Origin of the sequence: Euzebyella marina, from assembly GCF_003687485.1 — a bacterium.
In the GTDB taxonomy this organism is placed as follows: Bacteria; Bacteroidota; Bacteroidia; order Flavobacteriales; family Flavobacteriaceae; genus Euzebyella; species Euzebyella marina.
This window is the reverse complement of the sequence record NZ_CP032050.1, coordinates 2,169,461-2,187,847: the sequence shown is the minus strand read 5'-3', so window position 1 is coordinate 2,187,847 and position 18,387 is coordinate 2,169,461. Positions and strand designations below refer to the sequence as shown.

The following is an 18,387-nucleotide window of genomic DNA, read 5'->3' as shown; positions in this document are numbered from 1 at the left end:
GAATATTATCAAGATTCCGACTGTGAAATTGTGTTTGGGCGGTTTCCCAAAAATGTAAACGTCAGTTACGGGTGATATGAATTGAAAAACCGAACATTTGCAGCGTGCAACCCATAACTAGTGTCAAAAAGAAATCAAATGGGGTTTTTAGGCTTTTTTCTAAAGAGGATATCAAACACCGAATGGGAAGTTCCGAATACGGGACAGGCACAGGGTGTAAATCCTACATAAAAAAGTTGCCAGATCATTTCCATTTTAAAAAGTTTAGCGATGTCCGAAAGATTAACAGAAATCAGTCACAAAGAGGAAAGTTAAAACCGATACCAAAAAGGCGTGGAACTCAACTTATCGGTTTGTGGTACTGGTATACCCTGCAACAATAAGAGAGCCCACGCCCGGGTCGTGAGCCTACTGCTTATTGTCTTGTTGCATAAAAATTACCAGTTTTCAAACCAAGACTCTAAGCGAAAGCTTCCAATAAGTTCTAATAGAAGAATCGCAAATTATGTATTTATTAAGCAATATAATAAAATACTTTATTCGATACAAATTTGTATCGAATAAATGCAGCGTATTTCTCAATTTTTACTAAATGAGGAAATACAGCGATTCAGAAATAGAATTAATCAATATTCAAATTGGCTGTTTACTAAGATTGGCACGACTAAGAAAGGGGCTTTCTCAACTTGACTTAGGGCATCAGATAGACTCAAATTCAACATTAATAGGAAGAATTGAAAGAGCGGAAGGGAAAACAGGCTGGGAAAAGATATATATGTTAAGTAAGCAATTAGGGATAAACTTTAATGAGCTATTTGAATTAAAGGACAAGGAAGCTTTAATAGCAATCGTAAAAGAATCATTAAGATATGAAGATAAACTTACACAAGAGAAAAAAAAATATTATACCCTTCTAATCACCAGAATAGAATTAAAGTATAAACAACTTCCCTAACGTTCAAATTAAATTTCCCGATACTCGATATCCATCTATAAATTTGCAAAAGTCTGGTTCAACTCTTTTAAAGAGGCGATTCCTATAATTAGTATTGCAATAATTTTGACAAACGGACTTAGTAAAATTTCAATGACCAATCCATTAAAAAATCCATGATAAACGTCTTTATGCAACCGTTTTTTAACATTAGAACTATTCCCTCTACTTGATTTTTCACATTTCTCAATGTCTATTTCACAAAAGTTCGTAGTATTGCCGACCTTCAAATGAGCTTTAAATCCAATTCAATTATTACGTTTCCATAATCCCCTAATTTAAATCATTGAAATACCTTAAACCCCAAAACTCGTTATTCATCATTACGGGCGGCCCTGGTGTAGGCAAAACCACCCTTTTGGAAGAAATCAAGCGTAATGATATGATTGTTATTCCCGAGATTGCTAGGGCGCTAATCAAAGAACAACAGGATATCGACGGTGATGCCCTCCCATGGAAAAACAAGAATAATTATTTCCAAAAAATGTTCAATCGGTCCATCCAAAATTTTGAAATGGTCTGCAGTGATTTAAGAAATGATGTCCCTGTCTTTTTCGATCGTGGTTTTTTGGATGCACTATGTTATGCAGCATTGGAAGGCCTAGCTATTAGTTCAGAAATGAAATCCTATGCTGAACATTGGCGTTATAATAACCAAGTCTTCCTATTGCCTCCTTGGAAAGAAATCTATGGAACCGATACGCAAAGACACCAAGAATGGAATGAAGCCGTCTTTACTTATAACAAAATGATTCAAACCTATAGAGGGTATGGTTATGAACTATTGGAGGTTCCCAAGGCAACCCCCGTCGAAAGGGCCGATTTTGTGCTAGAACATATCCCTTATTTGATGAAATGAAACCCTACGGTTTAAAAACTTTGGTGGAGCCTCTTCTCCCCATGGGACTAAAAATATGATGTTGGGTGGCGGTAAAAAAATCCTTAAAGATTTTGTTGATCTTATGATGTTCGCTAGCGCCACGAATGCCCAAAAGTGGATATAACCTAATAATGGCCTCTGTAAGATTTTGTACGGAATAGGTAGCTTTGCGATGAATTTCTGTTATGTAAGACTCTGAAATGTTTGTATCGTTTCCTATCCAACTTTCAATGGTATCCGCATCGGAGCGCATATCTTTATAAGCCTTGGTTAGGGTAGCTTTCAGTAACTTGAGCTGCTCAAGAGAACCTAGTATGATATGAGCCTCCTCTAAAAAGTGTTCTGCCAGGCCTAAATAATTGGCCCATAATGTCAAATCGGCAAAGACAGAAAAAGGAATTTTAAAAATAGGATTGGGATGATACACTTTATTGTATACAAAACTTTGGCTCCTTTCCACATATTGGGAATGAACCTGAAAGGAATGGGTGGCCGTGGCTCGTAGTCCCATTGTATTCCAATCCTTGATAATCTCTACTTGTTCCTTTTTCAATATAAAGGATTGTATTTTGGATTGTCCATCCTCGGTTCGTAATTCCTTACCATTCTCCAGTATCTTGGCGTTTAACGTAAAGTGGGTAAGGTAGGGTGCTCCGGTAGCATATTTCCATATCCCAGATATAAGGTATCCTCCTTCCCACCTTTCGGCCGTGCCACCTATAGCTCCGCTTCCTCCAAAAACGGGTAATGGACTTCCTAAAAAAATTTCATCAGCTTTCTCCTTTTCAAGGTTACCCACGAAATAGTTCGCCCCACTGCACAAGGTAACGGTCCATCCCAGGCTACCTTCCCATTTGGCCAAAGTGCGAAGAATTTCCAATCCATCACTCAAGGATGATTGCAATCCACCGTACTCCGTTGGCACCCAAAGGTTCCAAAGATTTTTATGGGCTATCCATTGGAGCAGTTTGGGGTGCAGCTCATCACCGCCCAACCATTCTTTACTAGGCTTTTGCATAGGTATCTTTCTTTTTCAGATGTAGGATTCGCTTCCACTTGAGATATCCCGAAACAGCCACCAAGAATAAGAAGGCGGTAAGGCTGGCATACACATATAATTCCTTATACAATAAAAGGGGAATGGAAATTAGGTTACTTAGATTTAAGTATATCCAATTCTCAATTTTTCGTTTGGCCATGAGCCACATACCTGCCCAGGCAAAGGCACAGACCATCGCGTCCCAATAGGGTACATCGGAGTCTGTATGTGCTCCAAGCCAATAAGCCATTAAGATGAAGCAACCTAATACAATCCCAAGCGCAATCCCTTGCTCTTTTCCATTAGCAATCGAAATTGGCGCTTCTTCTTTATGGCTTCCCTTTTTCCAAAAAAACCACCCATAAATACTCATGACCAGATAATAGAGGTTCAATAGCACATCGGCATATAATCGCGATTGGTAATGTACCCCGATGCTGATGATAATGGCTACCATACCAAATAGATAGTTGTGAATATTATTCTGTCGGGCCAAGAGCACTTGGGCAACACCAAAAACTGTCCCAACCCATTGCCAAAAAAGTAAATGTGCTATGAATTCCATTCCTATTTTCTAGTAAATATGATTACTATGGGGTACCCAGAATGGACCATAAGCCGACTGGCCTTTTCAATTCCCTACGCCAGCATGATCTGGATCAGGTGTGAAGTAGTGCACTTCCGGGTATCATCTCAGCCCTGTACAGGACACCCCATGTTCGGTAAAGGTAGTCAAACCAAAAGTTTCAGATGAGTAGAAGCCTATTCAAACAAGCGACTTGTGATGGCATCAACAATATTATATCCAATTGTTGCTACCCATCTATTGAAACATAGACCTCACCTCTCTATGAACTTTCAGATAATGAGCATCCAAATCTTTTTCGGAAATGGCAAGCGGCTTGGGTAAACCTCGACTTATATCCGGCTTGTAAAATCGCACCAATCGATCCTTACCATCGGCAAACACCACAAATTCGCCTTGTCTTAATCTAAAGAATACCTCTGCCCTACGTTTGGAAACCTCCCGCTCCCCTTCCGTAATGCGTCTTTCCAAACTCCAACCCGAACTTTTACTCACACTCCGAGTGGGTTTTTTAACTAGTTCAAAAAAGCGTTCGTAGTATCGCGCCGTATCCGGGTCGTTCACTTTGCCGAAAAACTGGTATGAAAGATTGGATAGTATGGCCTTGCTGGCCTTTTCACCGTACATCATGTCATTTTGGACCTTATCCTGAAGGACATACATACTGACAATATTATAACTTCTTAAGGTGGCCGGAATTCGATGCATATTCAACAACCTAAGGGTTGAAGCTTCCTCTAATAACATAAATGAAGGTTGCCTGTTTCGCTGGCTCATCTGTTTGGATATGGTGTGGGCGATGGTGGCGATTACTGGGGATAAGGAAGCGTCCTTCTGTGGATTATTGACCAATGCGACCACCGACAGGTTCTTTGGATGATTGATGTCCAATGGAAGCTCGTCAGCCGAGAGTACCAAAAAGATTTTCCGCGTGCTGATTTTTTTAATAGCATTGGCCAAAGTACTCATGACCCCTGCCGTTTGCCGTTCCGACCCCACCCCGCTTAAAAAGGCATCTGCCATGGCACGGGACGTTAAGTTATCTCGCAGAAACTTAATGAGGCTTTTAGTGCCCAACTGTTGATAAAGCGCCATTACATGGGGAAGGGTACAAAAATCGGGATAATCTGTTTTTAGCCGCCAAATAAGACCACTGATCAAACCCTCAGCAGCATCCTGAAAGAACCGAGAGGTGCTGTTCTCATTAGAGCCTTGTTTCTCCATGAGATTTTCTAGAAGTACACGTGATACCTCATGAACACTTTCCTCATCGGGCAAATAACGAGGAGCAATAGGATTGACTCGGTTATATATAGGTCCGAACGATACGATCCGAAAAGGCACCTTTTGGTCGTTCCATAGGGGGCTGGCCATTTCTGTGATTTCAAAATCCTTATAGTCGTGAATAATTCCTGCGAAGCCCTCCTTTCTAAAATGTTCCAAAAAACCGTAGATAACACTTTCGGTTTTACCACTACCGGCGGAAGCCATTACGGAAACCCCTCTTCGAATGTTGTCCAGAACCAAAGTGCGCCCCCTAACCCTAAGACGGACCACAAAGAGATTTGCCGATTTTTTGGAGGATGAATGATGGTCCACCAAAGCAAAAAGAAGAACATGTATCAATAAAATAGGTAATCCTGCTAAAAACATCCACTCCAAAAAGAAAGACCATTCCTTCACTATTCCTGCGCTAATCACAAGTAGGAGCCACCCAACCATACCAAGCAGAAAACCGTATTTTAAATATCGTATCAATGCTGAGGATAATGCAATGGCACACAAAAAAGTCCCTACTATTTTCAGAGTGATGATATTATCCATAATATTTAAATTCCTATAGATCCCGATTCCAAGGCTTTCCCCATACCCTTTTTCAATTGCATAAGAGCTTTATAGGCCATTTGCTTTTGATTGGTTGGGATTAATGGCACTTTGATCCCCGCTTTGAACAATAGGTGGCGTGCTACTTGCTTTTCACTTGTAGGCAGGCCCAATAGAGCCGAAAAAAACTGTTTGGGATTCTTATCCATCAGATTTCGAGCATGGTAGGTTTCCACAAAATTCCTGCGATAGCCAAACTGTTTATCAAAGGTCTTTTCCGCTGCCCTAAAAAATTGATCTCGATCAAACCCCTGTTTGATGGTCTCTCCATGCAATTTGGTTTCCGAAGCCCTAAATCTCGCTCCTGGAGACAAGCTGTGTTTATTGTGGATGTCCATTCGGCTTACAATGATATGGATGTGGCTTTGAGGCCCCTCCTTTTTCATACCGGATACTATCCGTTGACCATTCAGTTGGTGGGGGGCATCCTTCTCCAATACATTTATTTTTGCTTGTAATTGATTCCTGTTCCCTACCGCCTCTCCTCTATCTATAGCCCTAACTCGGTGCTTTAATTCCAAAATCTGTCGTGCATGCGCCTGATTTTCCCTTACTTCCCTATCCTTATCGGAAAACGTTCGCTCTCGCTCGATTTTGGCAAAGTAGAGTATGTCCTTATGGGATACCTCGTGGTCTCTATAAAATGCGGCTGCATATGCCTTCATCATTTCTTTGGTGTAAGCCCTCAATTTTTCAGGGTCATCCCCTAAATGCTTTAGTTCCCTTTGCGATGGGCTTACAACCAGTGAATAATACTTAGGATCCTTCCTTTTCAATTTGGCCGTATTGGCATCGATTTGTGAAATAACCTGTTCCGATTCAATCCGGTCTACCCCTTGATTAAAGTAAAGCTCCTCTAATTCGGGAGCCCTATCCACATTTTCCTTTTCCAGATAATCGACCAAGTCACGAACACTGCCGCGATAGTTTCCTCCCAACTGTTGTCTTGTTATAGCAATGTACATTCGAATTAATTTTCAAGTTTTGTTCTGTATTTATCAAGGGCTTCCGGATTGATTTCTAATTTCAGGTAGTCTTTGCCAAAGCGATTACGAAACATACGTACCTGATTCAGTACGTACTTGAAATCTTCCTTGAGTTCCTGATGCTTTTCCTCCAATCGATCCAATCGAATTTTAGGCACCATGACTTCCATTTCCAAATCCGGTTCCTTGGAATTCTCCGGTTCTGATAGTTGTTTTTCGATAAAATCAAATTCGTTTTCCCATTCTTCATTCTCATTTTCCAACTCCTGTTCGAAAAGCGCTTGGATCATGCCCATGGTAGGAAGTGTTTGTTCTTTTTCGATACTTCGCAGGATGGCAATCAAGGCATTGAAGCGGCGTTTCACTAAGTATTTTAGGCTCGCTATGGTTTCCCCCAGTCGTTCTTGGGGGGACAGCCCGTTATGTTCGAAAAATTCGACCATTGCCATCAGGGTCAATGATTGGGAAGTCCCTTGCGTTTTGCAAAACCTCCTATACTTTTTAGCAATCGACTTTTTGATGCTTAGGCAGGTAAATGCTTCTTTTTCGTATCCTCTATCCATTTTTCCATTAAAAATTCATTGGTTCTATGGGGCTCGTTCCCTTTTTCCATTAATAAACGGGCATCATCACGACCCTATCATATCTGGAAACCCCTCTACCATGGGGCTTCACATAAATCTATTGTTATAGAGCATGCGTTAGCGTGCTACCCTCTTGCTTCTCCTTTTTGCGCTGCAGCCCAAAAAGAATCGCACCCTGGGAGGTAGTCCCGAGGGCTTTTAAAAAAGAATGTAAAGTCAGTGAGGCCTTTGGAAAGTCAAATCATAGCGGCCTTACTATTTATTAAGACTGGTCCTTATATAAATTTATTGACTATCTCTAAAAAATGAAAATGCAGAATCTCTTTGAATAAGTAGAATTGGCAATAAATTTTAGGATGTGCCCATGAAAGGTAAATGGGAACGGTTAGAAGAACCTATAGATATGTAAAAAAGACGAATCTAAATCGTCTTTTAATGAACCCCTACTTTGATTGGGAGTTCTGGAGATGCCTTTTAATTTATAGAACTATTTATGATCCGTATTTTGTTCATTAATGATCTGCATGACCAAATGAAAATTATTTATAAGCCATCCCTTATGGGTCTAAACCCAAAGTTTTGGCTCCTGTAAAAAAAGGGTTGGTACACATGATTTTTGGTCATCCCTTACAATATGCCCTCATCCGCAAAATTTAAATAGGTACCATCGGGTGCCATTATGATATAGTCCAACACCTTTACGTCCAATAATTGGGCAACTTTCTTTATTTTTTCCGTCAATATTCAATCCCGTTCACTAGCCTTTAGAAAATCGGATGAATGATTATGGGACAGGATACCTACGGATAAGGTTTTGAGGGTGATGGCGAATAGGATTCGGTTGTCGACCAAGGTTCCAGTAATACTTCCGTACGATAAGGAATAGACACCTTTGACCTGTTAACTTCCGTATTCCTTACAAACAGAACAAGAATGAAAACTGCCTCTTTTTGCTCAATATTTCATCGATATGCCCGTGATGTTGAGTTTCCTAAAATATTCTCACTATCCCTTTTACAGTCTAGTTTTTAAGCAGTTAAATATTAGATGAAATTAGTTTTATCCTATTAAATGTAATAATTACACTATATTTGGTTATCATCACATAAACTATTAACAAATGAACTCAACTCTAAACAATTTCACTAAAGTTATCTTATTCATTGCGTTAGTATGCAATGCTCAAAATTCAGCATCTCAAGACGGTACGATTTACCCACTTGATGCTCCCGATGAACCAAATGCAATTTTACTGGGTACTGGTGGTGTCGACGACCAACCAGCATCGGAGTCTTGGTTTCGCCAATGGGGAGACCCCATGGCCAGAAATATTACTACAGCAACACTCACGCCTTTTCTACCTGAGCCTGAAAAAGCGAACGGTACTGCCGTCATTGTAGCACCGGGAGGTGGTTTTAGATGGCTGTCGTTGGGCAACGAAGGTTGGGAGGTAGCCGAGGCTTTGGCCAAACAGGGTATTGCTGCCTTTGTTCTAAAATATAGATTGCACCCGACCCCTCAATCACTAGATGAATTTACTGCTTGGATGAATAGGCCTAGAACAGCACCTTCAGAATCGAGCAATACTGAATCTGAGACTAATAGGCCAGTTACCCCTCAAAGAGACCTATCAAATCAACTTGAAGATGCCGAAGCTGCTTATAAAATGATTCTCAAGCGCGCCAAAGAATGGGGTGTCGACACTAACCGAATTGGAATGATCGGCTTTTCTGCCGGAGCAGGGCTTACCATACATTCAACCTTGAACTCGAAAATTATGAAATTGGCTTTCATCGGACCTATATACGGTGGTATGGGAGCTGTCGAAGTACCTAAGAACGCTCCTCCAATGTTCAATGTCATAGCTTCTGACGACTTTCTTTTCAAGGGACAATTTGGTGTAATCGATTCTTGGTTCAAGGCTGGTATTCCCGTTGAATTTCACCTATACCAAAATGGCGGACACGGTTTCGGACTCGGAAACCCAAATCGCACTAGTAACCGGTGGTTTGATGCATTTGTTCATTGGTTAGATGTCAATGAATTTTTTAAAAAATAAGAAATAGGTACATCATCAATACTATCCTAAATGACTTCGATTAAAAATAGAGGGCATTATAAATGGCGTATAATAAATATAGGGTTGCCACTGTCCTATCTTTATGGTGTTCATTTTTTTAATCGCATTAATAAACTATGTTTTCAAACAAGGGACTTCTTGCGAGACTATTTATTTTGTCCAAAATTTAAAATCTAAATTATATTATAAGATGAAAATACAAGCATATTTAGCTTTTAATGGTAATTGTCAGCAGGCATTAAATTATTATGCCAATCTATTTGGTGCAGAAGTCAAGAATCGTGAGACCTATGAAGATAAAAAAATGGATGTACCCGCTTCATACCGACAAAAATTGCAACATGCAGAGTTAAGTGGGAAGAATATTCATATCATGGCTTACGATGCAGCTCCTGATACACCTATTACCCATGGCAATCAAATTCACATGGCGATAGATGTTGAGAATAGCGAAAAAGCGAAGGAGGTTTTTTCAGAATTATCTAAAGGTGGTCAGATCCATCACAACTTTATGGAACGGGAATGGGGATATTTTGGTCGGTGTACAGACCAATTTGGAATTAATTGGATGGTCAATAGCAAAATATAATTACACTACGCTCATATAAGCTTATTGACGGAAAATTTAAATCTAACCTATTTAACAAAGTTTCCGTCAATGGCTTTAACTCTAATATAATGTTGTAAAGTAATTCTACAAAGGCTTTTATATAAACAACTTTTTATATAAAAGCCTTTGCAACGCATGTATATTTACAATTGCTTCAAATTCAAAGTTGATTTTAAAACTACTCCTACCCTTATGTTATCTAAATGGCTTTATATATAATGATAGGTTCTTAAAGGTCATTTCGGAGCTGGTAGCATCCTAATTGAAATAGGCATGCAAAGAATTTAACTAATCAATTTATTCTATTTTAGATCCTAAAGCAATGTGGACAATATTAATGTAGTTCCCCACCCTATATCGCACCAGTTGGAATTATAGAATTTTGCTTTTGCCCTTTGCCTTGAATTTATGACTGTCAGATACGGTTTTCCTAGAGTATGTTCTAACCCACGGCATCGGTCACTATTTTAGGTCGCACCTCCGAGCTATCAACGACCTTAGGAGCTATGGTTTACCAAGTCAAATTCCTTAGCGTTCGAGTCAATCTGTCTTATTTTAAGCTAATAGATTTACCATATTTAAACTACTAAATAAAAATGTTATGTCAGCACCATGGAAAGATAAGGTTAAGGGCAATTGGAACATTGCGAAAGGAAAAATTAAGCAGGAATGGGGGGAGCTCACCGATGACGACCTGGACTACCAAGAAGGTAAGGAGGACGAATTGATAGGTCGTATCCAAAAAAGGACGGGCGAGAGCAAAGAAAGAGTCAACGATTTTTTGGATAACCTGAAATATTAGAATAATAATCGGTTTGCCAGGCATCCAATATTGGATGCTTGGCAATTCCTTCCATCCCAATCCCCATAAACCATGACTAGTATCGAAACTTAGGTCAACCGCTCATTATTAGTTGAAGCCGTGAGGAGACTTTGCCTCGGTACTTATATACGGCAATAACTTTCCATATTCTATCCGGAACAATTTTTGGCTTTTTCTCACTTAAACACTTCAGTTAAATTTTGGCGCATTTCCTAAAAAAACCCAATAGCACATCCACCTATTTCTCTTCCTATAATTTTACTAGCAAGTTTTGAAGGATTTTGGAGTACATATCCACATTAAGATTATCCTGCGTCTTAAACTAATTTGAATTTTGACAATGGTTATTTAAAGGGCGTTTCTTTAGTAATTAAACTTATAGAATAAATCGGAACATTGAACAATTGTCCTTGGTCCGATGAGGAAAGATACTGACGATAGCAAATCGCGGACTTGGCCTTACGAGATGGATTTAAAACAGGGCTTTATTTTAAAACATTTGAGAATAGGATTGTAACAATCCATTCCATATTCGTTTTGCTATGATAACATGATGTACTCTTAGCTTAAAATGAGTAACCGGGAAATGGTAATCCTAATTTGATATTTCGTTCTCTTTAAGAATCATTTCTTTAAAATCTTCTAAGGCTATTCTCCAAAAATTAACCTCACGTACTTCCTTGATGTAAATTACTTTGCTATAGGTTCAATATTATTGTTTTTGACGACATACGCACCAAGTTCAATTTTATAACTTCAGCGCACTTAATACAAAAATAGTAGTATGAGAAATGTAAAATTAATTCATGCATTGGGAAATTGCATTAACCATTGCAATTATTGTGCGGACGCTTGTCTAGATGAGGAAAACATCGCTATGATGAACAATTGTATTAGAATCGATAGAGTATGTGCCGAAGTTTGTAGTTCACTTGCACAAATTCTAGCTACCTCTTATACGGACGTTCAGGGTCTTGTTGATTATTGTAAGACAATTTGCGAAGCGTGTGCCGATGAATGTTCGCGCCACGACCACCAACATTGCAAAGAATGTGCTAAAGCCTGTAGGGAATGTGCATTAGCTTGTGATGAGTTTTCCAAATAGTATCATAAGAGTTTGGAATTTACTTGTTCTTGAGGATGTCGATGTAATAGTAGATAGTAATTTGTACCGCGTAATGAGCTTTTGAACATCATTATATTTGAACTTTGCATCTATAGGTAGGCACCTATTAAAGTGCAGCTATTTACTAATATTCTAAAGCAACCCTCTTCTAATTTGTACATCTAATGGAAAAACAATAATGAGAGGAATACTAATATTGCTAGTCATTGCAACTGTTTGGTCCTCTTGTTCAAGTTCCAGCGAATCGGCCCATTTTGGATTGGCAATGTATTATGAGCTCACTTCCTTGAATTCTGGGATGTCCGGGGAAATATTGGATAAAGAAGAATTAGGTTTTCGAGAGTCTATCGAATTTTTCCCCGATAGTACCTTTATCAAGCGAAGAGTATATCCAGATAGCACTTCCACTGCTTTCGGTAAATATGACTCGGTAAATTCGGGTGGAAATGATTATCTTAAGTTGTACTATTCCGATGACACTTACCTTATCCAATCCTGTGGAAATTCCTTGGTGGAACACTTGAGTATTCTAAGCGAATCAGAAATGTACAATGGCGGATACTTACTCTGTGACGGACCAGGTTATTATTATACGCGAACTAAGAAATAGCTCAATTTTGAACTTTTCAATTGCCACACTTCGACATTCTGTTAATCCTTTATTTAACTTAGAAACTTTACCAAATCTCTGCCACCATACAGGACTCTTACTATCCGGACATATCCTTTAAATTTACGATAGAAAATTACATGAGAAATGTATGGAAAACTGAAAAGGCCTTCCTTAATTTCATTTCTACTCTTTCCGATATCCGGATTGTTGCCAATTGCCAAAAAATGGTCCTTCAGACCAATCAGGTATTCGATTGCCCGAGCAGTCCCAAAGCGATATTCACCATATTCGAATATATTCTCAATGTCACTATCCGCTTCTTGCGAAAGAACATAGCCAACTTTCACCCATTCTTTTTTGAAGCGATGATTTCATCCATTGTCCGGGAGCTTTCCGGGCCATCCCAACCTTTCTCAATTTCCCTTCTAAGATCATCAATAACCTTGTCCCTATAAATACTATGTAAACGTATTGCATCACGGATAACCTCACTATTGTTCTGGTATTCACCGGTAGCGACTTGCTTGGCAATGTATTCTTCCTGTTTTTTTGTGAAACTGATATTCATAACATAAACATTACTTCCTACAAAATTACACTATTTGTCCATATTTAGCAAATATGGATATTAATTGAATCCTTTTTATGAATTTTCCCCTAAGTTACGATTTATGAATAATCAATTTTAGAAAACAAGGAAGGCTAAATTCCATTCTATTATCAAAACCTATAAATTAAAAAGGCCTTGAATAAACAAGACCTTTCTCCACAAACCAATTAACGCTAAAATTAATGGTCAGTCTTCAATTCCAAGTAATCCGTTCTCTTAAACGTTTATTATACTAACTTTCACCATTAGCCGTTTTAATTTCAAATAGACTTAGATAAGGGTTAGTTTTCGAATACAGGAGCTGGAAATAGCCAACATAGAATAACTATACACAAAATGCCAATTAGCAATAAAGCAATTTCAAATTTCTTTTTCTTCATAATATTTTTTCATACATGAAAAGTTACAATAGGGATTCTATCGATAGGTCCCAACCTATTGACAAAAGATTTGGTTACTCCAAGCCTTCGTAATACACTTGGTTTTTCATCCAAAAAACAAAGTATGCTCTTCGTATGACCTGAGCCATATTCCTTAATTTTATCTAAAGAATTTATATTTCTGATTGACACCATTGATTGAGAAATCGTGCTTAATTTTGAATGAAGTGTTTTATGATTGATTTCTTGGTGCAGACTGATTTGGCAAGGTTGACCAATTTGTAAAATTTTAAATTCAAGCTTCATGTAGCCAAATAGAAAAAGCATATAATCCAATTCCTCTTGGGGAACAGGATTCATGAAATCCGAAACAAAGACGAATTTGTTTCTTCTACTAAGACTCATAGTCTCAGGAATTACCATAATCGGGCACCTTCTAATTTTATTAAGAATCGATGAGATTTGGTGGTCATAAGCTCTGTTTGCGCTATTCATGAATAAAACAATCAAATCCATTTCAAATTCCATAACATTTCTTTGGACCGCACCGAGAATATTAGAACATTCGGTGATTGGATGAAAGGTATGTTTTACATTGGAATGCTCTAACCTGTGCTCCAGAATCACGCTTCTTAGCTTATCCTCTGAAGTCTTTCTAGGCTTTTCGAAAAAACTATCGTCCTCCTGCAAAAAGCGCAAGGTTTCAAGCCCACTCATTCGGTAACTAAATGTGTCGAGTATATAGAACTTGCAATATTGGTTTTCGAACAGATTAGAAAGGTATCCTAAAACAAACTCTATTTCCATGTTCGAATAAGTTGGCACCAAAATTCGTTTTTCCATAATACCTTTTATTTGAGTTTTCTATACTTTTTTAGTTCGTCGAAGATCAGTGTCATTGCCGTCTTCTATTCAGCCAAGATTTCCTGAAAGAGTTTCCTACTGTTCTGATAAGCCCGAAGTATACCCACGTCATAAAGCTTTTTCCCATACTCCTTTTCCTTTTTAAGATCTATCTCAAATTGATATAACTTTCTAAGCACAAGGGTGTTCTTTCTTCTAAGACCTAAAAGAGACATTGAAATTTCTGATCTATTCAACAACGTTGTTTCTATTTCCATTAAACTATCCAGTTCCCGATTTATTTGTTCTAATTGGACAGTCCACCATTTTACATCGTAATAATCTCTTTCCAAGCAAAGTTCGGCGAACCAATATTCTTTTTGAGTTGGATTCATCTATCTATAAAATCCTAGTTCAACCAACCAAACTGTCCTTAAGGCGGTTGTAGAAATCTTCCTTTAAATTCCAATATTTCTCCAAATGGTATACATAACTTTTTCGGTACATTTCATGCTCCCTAATGAAAGCCATGTCGCAATGAAGATTATCACACTCGGATATTATTGACCTGTTATTACTGTACCCATTTAAAGCTTTCAGTATATTTTCGTTCTCTACCTCCTTTTTCTCAAATTTTTTGCCTACCTCAATAAAGCTTGACTTTTCTTTAAATTGTTGCACACAGATTTCAATAATTTTCGAGAGCTCTTTACGAATAAAATGTAGATTGGCAATCCAAGCTTTCAATTCCATTGAGTTGATTTTATGAATCAATTCTGTATCGCTCTCATACTGATATAAGTCTAAACCTTCACCTCTCATATTTTACTTTTGTTACAAAGGAAGGTCTAGAACCTTCGGAAGCGGTTGTTTCTTCACTTCACTAATGAAAATTTTTTTGGTGCCCCCTGGAAACTCCCATTCTACGGTACTACCTTCCGGATAGCCGAATAGTGCAGCACCGATCGGGGTAAGAACCGAAATCTTACCGAGTTCGAAATTTCTTTCCGAAGGTATGACCAATTGAATTTTTCGCTGCCAGCCATCAGAAGATTCGATCGTTACGAGACTATTGAACCTAATGACTCCCCTAGGCATATCCAATTCGTCCACTATAAGGGCCAATTGTAGTTCCGAGGATAATTTTTCCAAGGATTTTTTTACGGAATTGTCATTTGAGTATCCAGATAGGTTCAACAACCTTTTAAGAAACACATATTCCCTTTTTTCAACTATTAGATTGTTACTGTTCATCTTCCTTTTTCTATGGGAATATTCCCCGTTGCACATAAGCATTTTCAATTCTATTCAAGGCTATTCCATAAGCAGCCATTCTTAGTGAAATACCCTCAGATGTTGATAAATCGTAGACCTTCTCAAAGGAAGCGCTTATCTTCCTTTCCAATTTTTCCATCACTTCTTCCATATTCCAAAGTTCACCATTTCTATTCTGGAGCCATTCGTAATAACTGGCGATAACACCTCCTGAATTACAAAGAATATCGGGAATAATTTGAGTCCCTCTTGAAATCAATAATTTTTCTGCTGCATCTTCTGTTGGTCCGTTGGCTCCCTCGGCGATAAGGCTTGCCTTGATTTCAAATGCGTTTTCCTTAGTGATTTGGTTGCCTAGTGCGGCCGGTATACATATGTCACATTCAACAGAAAAAAAATCTTTGTCTTTTAAAGTTGATCCTCCACTAAAACCATTGATAACAGATTTGTTCTTTAAACAAAACTCGTGAAGTTCTTCCACTGAAATTCCACTATCATCATATAAGGTTTTAGAGGCATCTTGGACCGCCACCATTCTTGCCCCCATCCTCTCAAGAAAAACAGCAGCCCAATAACCCACATTACCAAAGCCTTGAACTATAAATCTTTTGTCCTTCAGGTCTTGCCCTTTTTTTTCAAGCAAAAGTTTTATTGTCAAGAACACACCGTACCCGGTGGCACGGTCCCTTCCCTCCAACCCTCCACTAGCTGAAGGTTTACCTGTAACAACGTGTTGGTTTGCCGAACGCTCGGCAGGAGGACGCATACTCATATAGGTATCCGCCATCCATGCCATTGTTTGGTCGTTTGTATTCATATCCGGGGCAGGTATATCATGGTCCGGACCTATATTGTCGGCTAAAGCGTACGTAAATCTTCTGGTTATGCGCTCCAATTCAGCGGGTGAATAAGCCGAGGGGTCTATTTGTATACCTCCCTTGGCACCACCGTAAGGAAGACCCGCCAAAGAGGTTTTCCATGTCATCCACATCGCAAGTGCCCTAGCAGCATCCAAGTCAACAGTCTTATGATACCGAAGCCCACCTTTATAAGGGCCTAATGAATTATTATGCTGTACCCTATATCCCGTAAAAACTTCAACTTCCCCATTATCCATCCTTACAGGAAATCTTACAACTAGCTCATTGTTCGAATGCGACAATATTTTTCTTACGTTACTGTTTATACCCAGAAAATCGGCAGCTTCGTTGAATTGCTTCATTACATTCCGCATCATGCCCTGCTGCACCTTACCATTTAAACCCCTTCGAATAATTTTCTTGACCTCGGACATACTGAATTAAATGTTAATTGGAAACGGTTTAAAATCTTGCGAAACTGGTTCTGCCGGAAATGGATCCAATTTTTGATCATGGTATTCACTACATTCCCAAACCCTATCCTTTTTTGCAGTCAGGACGCAATGGGAGAAAAATTTACAATAGGGACATATACTAAAAAACTCGCCTTTCATGCTTTTACAACTTTATAAACAACATGATGCAACTAGTATACCATGTGAAAGCAGATATTGATGCCATGTTCCCTAAGGCCAATGGGAATAAGGTGTAGACATGAGTATTGGAAAATTGAACGATTTATAGCCTGGTAACTATTTACCCGCCTGGGTAAAAAAAACTTGCCTATTGGGACGTGATTGTAGTTTGACGGATAGACAGAACCTTCCCAAATAACCTGAATACAATTTTTGAAGAATATATAAAATGTTAGTTTTTCATTGTTTCAGTTTTTCCCTTAGCGTCTTACGAGTAATGCCTAATATTTCCGCCGCCTTTGTTTTATTATTGCCATAATGCGCCAAAACCTTTCGTAAATACCTTGTCTCCTGTTCACGAAGTGGCAAAAAATCTTCGTCCGGAAAATCGATTGTATATTTTAAAGCATCTGGCAAATTCTCAGTTTCTACACGGCCATCACACATTATCACAGCTCTTTGGACAATGTTTTCCAGCTCTCGGATATTTCCTGGCCAATTATATCTTTTCATTATTTCAAGTGCCTCAGGGGATATCCCTATCAGACGGTCCTTATACTCGACACCATATTTGAACAGGAATTTTTCAACTAAACGAGGAATATCTATTTTTCGTTCCCTAAGCGGAGGAAGTTCTATGTCTACAACGGTAAGACGATAGTATAAATCTTCCCTAAAGGAACCCTTCTGAACCATTTCTTTAAGGTTGCCATTAGTTGCCGCAATAATTCTCAAATCTATTTTCTCCGATTTTCTTGAACCCACCTTAGTTACCTCCTTTTCTTGAAGTGCTCTGAGCAATCTCGTCTGTACAGCTAACGAGGAATTAGCTATCTCATCCAAAAAAAGAGTCCCACCGTCCGCGGCCTGAAAAAAACCGTCCCGTGCACCATCCGCACCCGTAAAAGCTCCCTTAACATAACCGAACAGCTCCGCCTCCAAAAGACTTTCCGGAATACCCCCGCAATTTACCGGCACAAATGCTTGTTGTTTATATTTTCCTGAATAATGAATGCTTCTGGCTATAAGCTCCTTTCCCGTTCCGCTCTCCCCGGTAATCAGTATAGTGGCTTTGTTGTCCTTAACCCTTTCAATAATTTGAAAAATCCTTCCAAGAGCATTTGATTTCCCTACTAAATCTTTAAAATCTCCGGCATTCGACTTGGACGGAATTTGTCTCCTATCCTTCTTGGTTAATGCCTCATTATTGCTTAACAACGATTTCTCAACTGAAGTTTTTAACTCTTCCTTAGTAAATGGTTTTGTAAGGTAGCCAACAGCTCCCGATTTAATGGCCTTCAAAGAGCCTTGCACGGAGGGATATCCCGTAATTATCAATCTGGGGACACCGGGATAATGTTCTGAAACAAATTTAATTAGTTCATAACCGTCTATTTTGGGCATCTTAAGGTCGGTAATAAGCAAATCTATTCGTGAATCCCTCAGAATGGATACGGCCTCCTTGACCGTAATGGCCCTGTATGTATGAAAATTCCAAGATGACAAATGTCTTTGAAGCATTTCAAGTATATGCAGGTCGTCATCCACTATAAGAATGTTCTCTTTTCTCAATTTCATA

20 protein-coding genes and 1 pseudogene are annotated in these 18,387 nt (G+C 38.8%); 7 read left to right on the top strand and 14 right to left on the bottom strand.

Annotation, left to right across the window (positions count from 1 at the left end; translation table 11 throughout):
- Positions 1 to 592: 592 nt before the first annotated feature.
- Both D1013_RS09210 and D1013_RS09200 read left to right on the top strand, forming a co-directional pair.
- Positions 593 to 955, top strand: a complete 363-nt coding sequence (locus tag D1013_RS09210; RefSeq protein ID WP_121848542.1) for a helix-turn-helix domain-containing protein — start codon at positions 593 to 595, stop codon at positions 953 to 955.
- Between the two features lie 325 nt (positions 956 to 1,280).
- Complete coding sequence (locus tag D1013_RS09200; RefSeq protein ID WP_121848540.1) at positions 1,281 to 1,853, top strand: AAA family ATPase; 573 nt, start codon at positions 1,281 to 1,283, stop codon at positions 1,851 to 1,853.
- A 4-nt stretch (positions 1,854 to 1,857) separates the two neighbouring features.
- Here the strand turns inward: D1013_RS09200 and D1013_RS09195 are convergent, their stop codons facing one another.
- The 6 genes and pseudogenes from D1013_RS09195 to D1013_RS20650 form a co-directional block, all read right to left on the bottom strand.
- Positions 1,858 to 2,892: an acyl-CoA dehydrogenase family protein gene (locus D1013_RS09195; RefSeq protein WP_121848539.1), complete on the bottom strand. Its 1,035-nt coding sequence runs from the start codon at positions 2,890 to 2,892 to the stop codon at positions 1,858 to 1,860.
- Complete coding sequence (gene pnuC, locus D1013_RS09190; protein ID WP_121848538.1) at positions 2,879 to 3,478, bottom strand: nicotinamide riboside transporter PnuC; 600 nt, start codon at positions 3,476 to 3,478, stop codon at positions 2,879 to 2,881. Before pnuC ends, D1013_RS09195 begins: the two co-directional genes overlap by 14 nt.
- A gap of 258 nt (positions 3,479 to 3,736) precedes the next feature.
- Complete coding sequence (locus D1013_RS09185; RefSeq protein ID WP_121848537.1) at positions 3,737 to 5,323, bottom strand: type IV secretory system conjugative DNA transfer family protein; 1,587 nt, start codon at positions 5,321 to 5,323, stop codon at positions 3,737 to 3,739.
- Between the two features lie 5 nt (positions 5,324 to 5,328).
- Positions 5,329 to 6,348, bottom strand: a complete 1,020-nt coding sequence (mobB, locus tag D1013_RS09180) for a MobB family relaxase (RefSeq protein ID WP_121848536.1) — start codon at positions 6,346 to 6,348, stop codon at positions 5,329 to 5,331.
- Between the two features lie 5 nt (positions 6,349 to 6,353).
- Complete coding sequence (locus tag D1013_RS09175; protein ID WP_121848535.1) at positions 6,354 to 6,932, bottom strand: BfmA/BtgA family mobilization protein; 579 nt, start codon at positions 6,930 to 6,932, stop codon at positions 6,354 to 6,356.
- A gap of 648 nt (positions 6,933 to 7,580) precedes the next feature.
- Positions 7,581 to 7,832 (bottom strand): annotated as a pseudogene (locus D1013_RS20650) (JAB domain-containing protein); the annotation flags it as partial.
- Positions 7,833 to 8,073: 241 nt separating this feature from the next.
- Here D1013_RS20650 and D1013_RS09165 point away from each other — a divergent pair.
- The 5 genes from D1013_RS09165 (at position 8,074) to D1013_RS09145 (ending at position 12,202) form a co-directional block, all read left to right on the top strand.
- The gene (locus tag D1013_RS09165; protein WP_121848534.1) at positions 8,074 to 9,012 is read left to right on the top strand and encodes an alpha/beta hydrolase; all 939 of its coding nucleotides are present in this window, start codon (positions 8,074 to 8,076) and stop codon (positions 9,010 to 9,012) included.
- Between the two features lie 211 nt (positions 9,013 to 9,223).
- Positions 9,224 to 9,622, top strand: a complete 399-nt coding sequence (locus tag D1013_RS09160) for a VOC family protein (protein WP_121848533.1) — start codon at positions 9,224 to 9,226, stop codon at positions 9,620 to 9,622.
- Between the two features lie 622 nt (positions 9,623 to 10,244).
- On the top strand, positions 10,245 to 10,445 hold the full coding sequence (locus tag D1013_RS09155; RefSeq protein ID WP_121848532.1) for a CsbD family protein: 201 nt from the start codon (positions 10,245 to 10,247) through the stop codon (positions 10,443 to 10,445).
- An 805-nt stretch (positions 10,446 to 11,250) separates the two neighbouring features.
- The gene (locus tag D1013_RS20645) at positions 11,251 to 11,571 is read left to right on the top strand and encodes a four-helix bundle copper-binding protein (RefSeq protein WP_121848531.1); all 321 of its coding nucleotides are present in this window, start codon (positions 11,251 to 11,253) and stop codon (positions 11,569 to 11,571) included.
- A gap of 199 nt (positions 11,572 to 11,770) precedes the next feature.
- A complete protein-coding gene (locus tag D1013_RS09145) occupies positions 11,771 to 12,202 on the top strand; it encodes a hypothetical protein (RefSeq protein ID WP_121848530.1) in 432 nt (143 codons plus the stop codon).
- 53 nt (positions 12,203 to 12,255) lie between these two features.
- Here D1013_RS09145 and D1013_RS09140 read toward each other — a convergent pair whose 3' ends face one another.
- The 8 genes from D1013_RS09140 to D1013_RS09105 all read right to left on the bottom strand — a co-directional run bounded on the left by D1013_RS09140 (position 12,256) and on the right by D1013_RS09105 (position 18,386).
- Complete coding sequence (locus D1013_RS09140) at positions 12,256 to 12,552, bottom strand: type II toxin-antitoxin system RelE/ParE family toxin (protein WP_121848529.1); 297 nt, start codon at positions 12,550 to 12,552, stop codon at positions 12,256 to 12,258.
- Entirely contained in the window at positions 12,549 to 12,773 is a 225-nt protein-coding gene (locus D1013_RS09135) for a type II toxin-antitoxin system ParD family antitoxin (RefSeq protein WP_121848528.1), read from the bottom strand. Before D1013_RS09135 ends, D1013_RS09140 begins: the two co-directional genes overlap by 4 nt.
- A 431-nt stretch (positions 12,774 to 13,204) precedes the next feature.
- Positions 13,205 to 14,038 carry a hypothetical protein gene (locus tag D1013_RS09130; protein ID WP_162987863.1) on the bottom strand — a complete coding sequence of 278 codons (834 nt, stop codon included), beginning with the start codon at positions 14,036 to 14,038 and terminating at the stop codon, positions 13,205 to 13,207.
- 65 nt (positions 14,039 to 14,103) lie between these two features.
- On the bottom strand, positions 14,104 to 14,433 hold the full coding sequence (locus D1013_RS09125; RefSeq protein ID WP_121848526.1) for a hypothetical protein: 330 nt from the start codon (positions 14,431 to 14,433) through the stop codon (positions 14,104 to 14,106).
- A 19-nt stretch (positions 14,434 to 14,452) separates the two neighbouring features.
- Positions 14,453 to 14,860, bottom strand: a complete 408-nt coding sequence (locus D1013_RS09120) for a hypothetical protein (protein ID WP_121848525.1) — start codon at positions 14,858 to 14,860, stop codon at positions 14,453 to 14,455.
- 12 nt (positions 14,861 to 14,872) lie between these two features.
- Complete coding sequence (locus tag D1013_RS09115) at positions 14,873 to 15,292, bottom strand: GreA/GreB family elongation factor (protein WP_121848524.1); 420 nt, start codon at positions 15,290 to 15,292, stop codon at positions 14,873 to 14,875.
- A 10-nt stretch (positions 15,293 to 15,302) separates the two neighbouring features.
- On the bottom strand, positions 15,303 to 16,607 hold the full coding sequence (locus D1013_RS09110) for a Glu/Leu/Phe/Val family dehydrogenase (RefSeq protein ID WP_121848523.1): 1,305 nt from the start codon (positions 16,605 to 16,607) through the stop codon (positions 15,303 to 15,305).
- Positions 16,608 to 17,048: 441 nt separating this feature from the next.
- The gene (locus D1013_RS09105; protein ID WP_121848522.1) at positions 17,049 to 18,386 is read right to left on the bottom strand and encodes a sigma-54-dependent transcriptional regulator; all 1,338 of its coding nucleotides are present in this window, start codon (positions 18,384 to 18,386) and stop codon (positions 17,049 to 17,051) included.
- Between the last annotated feature and the right edge of the window lies 1 nt (position 18,387).

What these genes read in the sequence shown, in the direction of transcription:
- D1013_RS09110 (WP_121848523.1), bottom strand. Translation starts at nt 16,607, where the DNA reads ATGTCCGAGGTCAAGAAAATTATTCGAAGGGGTTTAAATGGTAAGGTG.
- D1013_RS09160 (WP_121848533.1), top strand. Translation starts at nt 9,224, where the DNA reads ATGAAAATACAAGCATATTTAGCTTTTAATGGTAATTGTCAGCAGGCA.
- mobB (WP_121848536.1), bottom strand. Translation starts at nt 6,348, where the DNA reads ATGTACATTGCTATAACAAGACAACAGTTGGGAGGAAACTATCGCGGC.
- D1013_RS09210 (WP_121848542.1), top strand. Translation starts at nt 593, where the DNA reads ATGAGGAAATACAGCGATTCAGAAATAGAATTAATCAATATTCAAATT.
- D1013_RS09175 (WP_121848535.1), bottom strand. Translation starts at nt 6,932, where the DNA reads ATGGATAGAGGATACGAAAAAGAAGCATTTACCTGCCTAAGCATCAAA.
- D1013_RS09185 (WP_121848537.1), bottom strand. Translation starts at nt 5,323, where the DNA reads ATGGATAATATCATCACTCTGAAAATAGTAGGGACTTTTTTGTGTGCC.
- D1013_RS09145 (WP_121848530.1), top strand. Translation starts at nt 11,771, where the DNA reads ATGAGAGGAATACTAATATTGCTAGTCATTGCAACTGTTTGGTCCTCT.
- D1013_RS20645 (WP_121848531.1), top strand. Translation starts at nt 11,251, where the DNA reads ATGAGAAATGTAAAATTAATTCATGCATTGGGAAATTGCATTAACCAT.
- D1013_RS09155 (WP_121848532.1), top strand. Translation starts at nt 10,245, where the DNA reads ATGTCAGCACCATGGAAAGATAAGGTTAAGGGCAATTGGAACATTGCG.
- pnuC (WP_121848538.1), bottom strand. Translation starts at nt 3,478, where the DNA reads ATGGAATTCATAGCACATTTACTTTTTTGGCAATGGGTTGGGACAGTT.
- D1013_RS09105 (WP_121848522.1), bottom strand. Translation starts at nt 18,386, where the DNA reads ATGAAATTGAGAAAAGAGAACATTCTTATAGTGGATGACGACCTGCAT.
- D1013_RS09115 (WP_121848524.1), bottom strand. Translation starts at nt 15,292, where the DNA reads ATGAACAGTAACAATCTAATAGTTGAAAAAAGGGAATATGTGTTTCTT.
- D1013_RS09165 (WP_121848534.1), top strand. Translation starts at nt 8,074, where the DNA reads ATGAACTCAACTCTAAACAATTTCACTAAAGTTATCTTATTCATTGCG.
- D1013_RS09125 (WP_121848526.1), bottom strand. Translation starts at nt 14,433, where the DNA reads ATGAATCCAACTCAAAAAGAATATTGGTTCGCCGAACTTTGCTTGGAA.
- D1013_RS09195 (WP_121848539.1), bottom strand. Translation starts at nt 2,892, where the DNA reads ATGCAAAAGCCTAGTAAAGAATGGTTGGGCGGTGATGAGCTGCACCCC.
- D1013_RS09130 (WP_162987863.1), bottom strand. Translation starts at nt 14,038, where the DNA reads ATGGAAAAACGAATTTTGGTGCCAACTTATTCGAACATGGAAATAGAG.
- D1013_RS09120 (WP_121848525.1), bottom strand. Translation starts at nt 14,860, where the DNA reads ATGAGAGGTGAAGGTTTAGACTTATATCAGTATGAGAGCGATACAGAA.
- D1013_RS09135 (WP_121848528.1), bottom strand. Translation starts at nt 12,773, where the DNA reads ATGAATATCAGTTTCACAAAAAAACAGGAAGAATACATTGCCAAGCAA.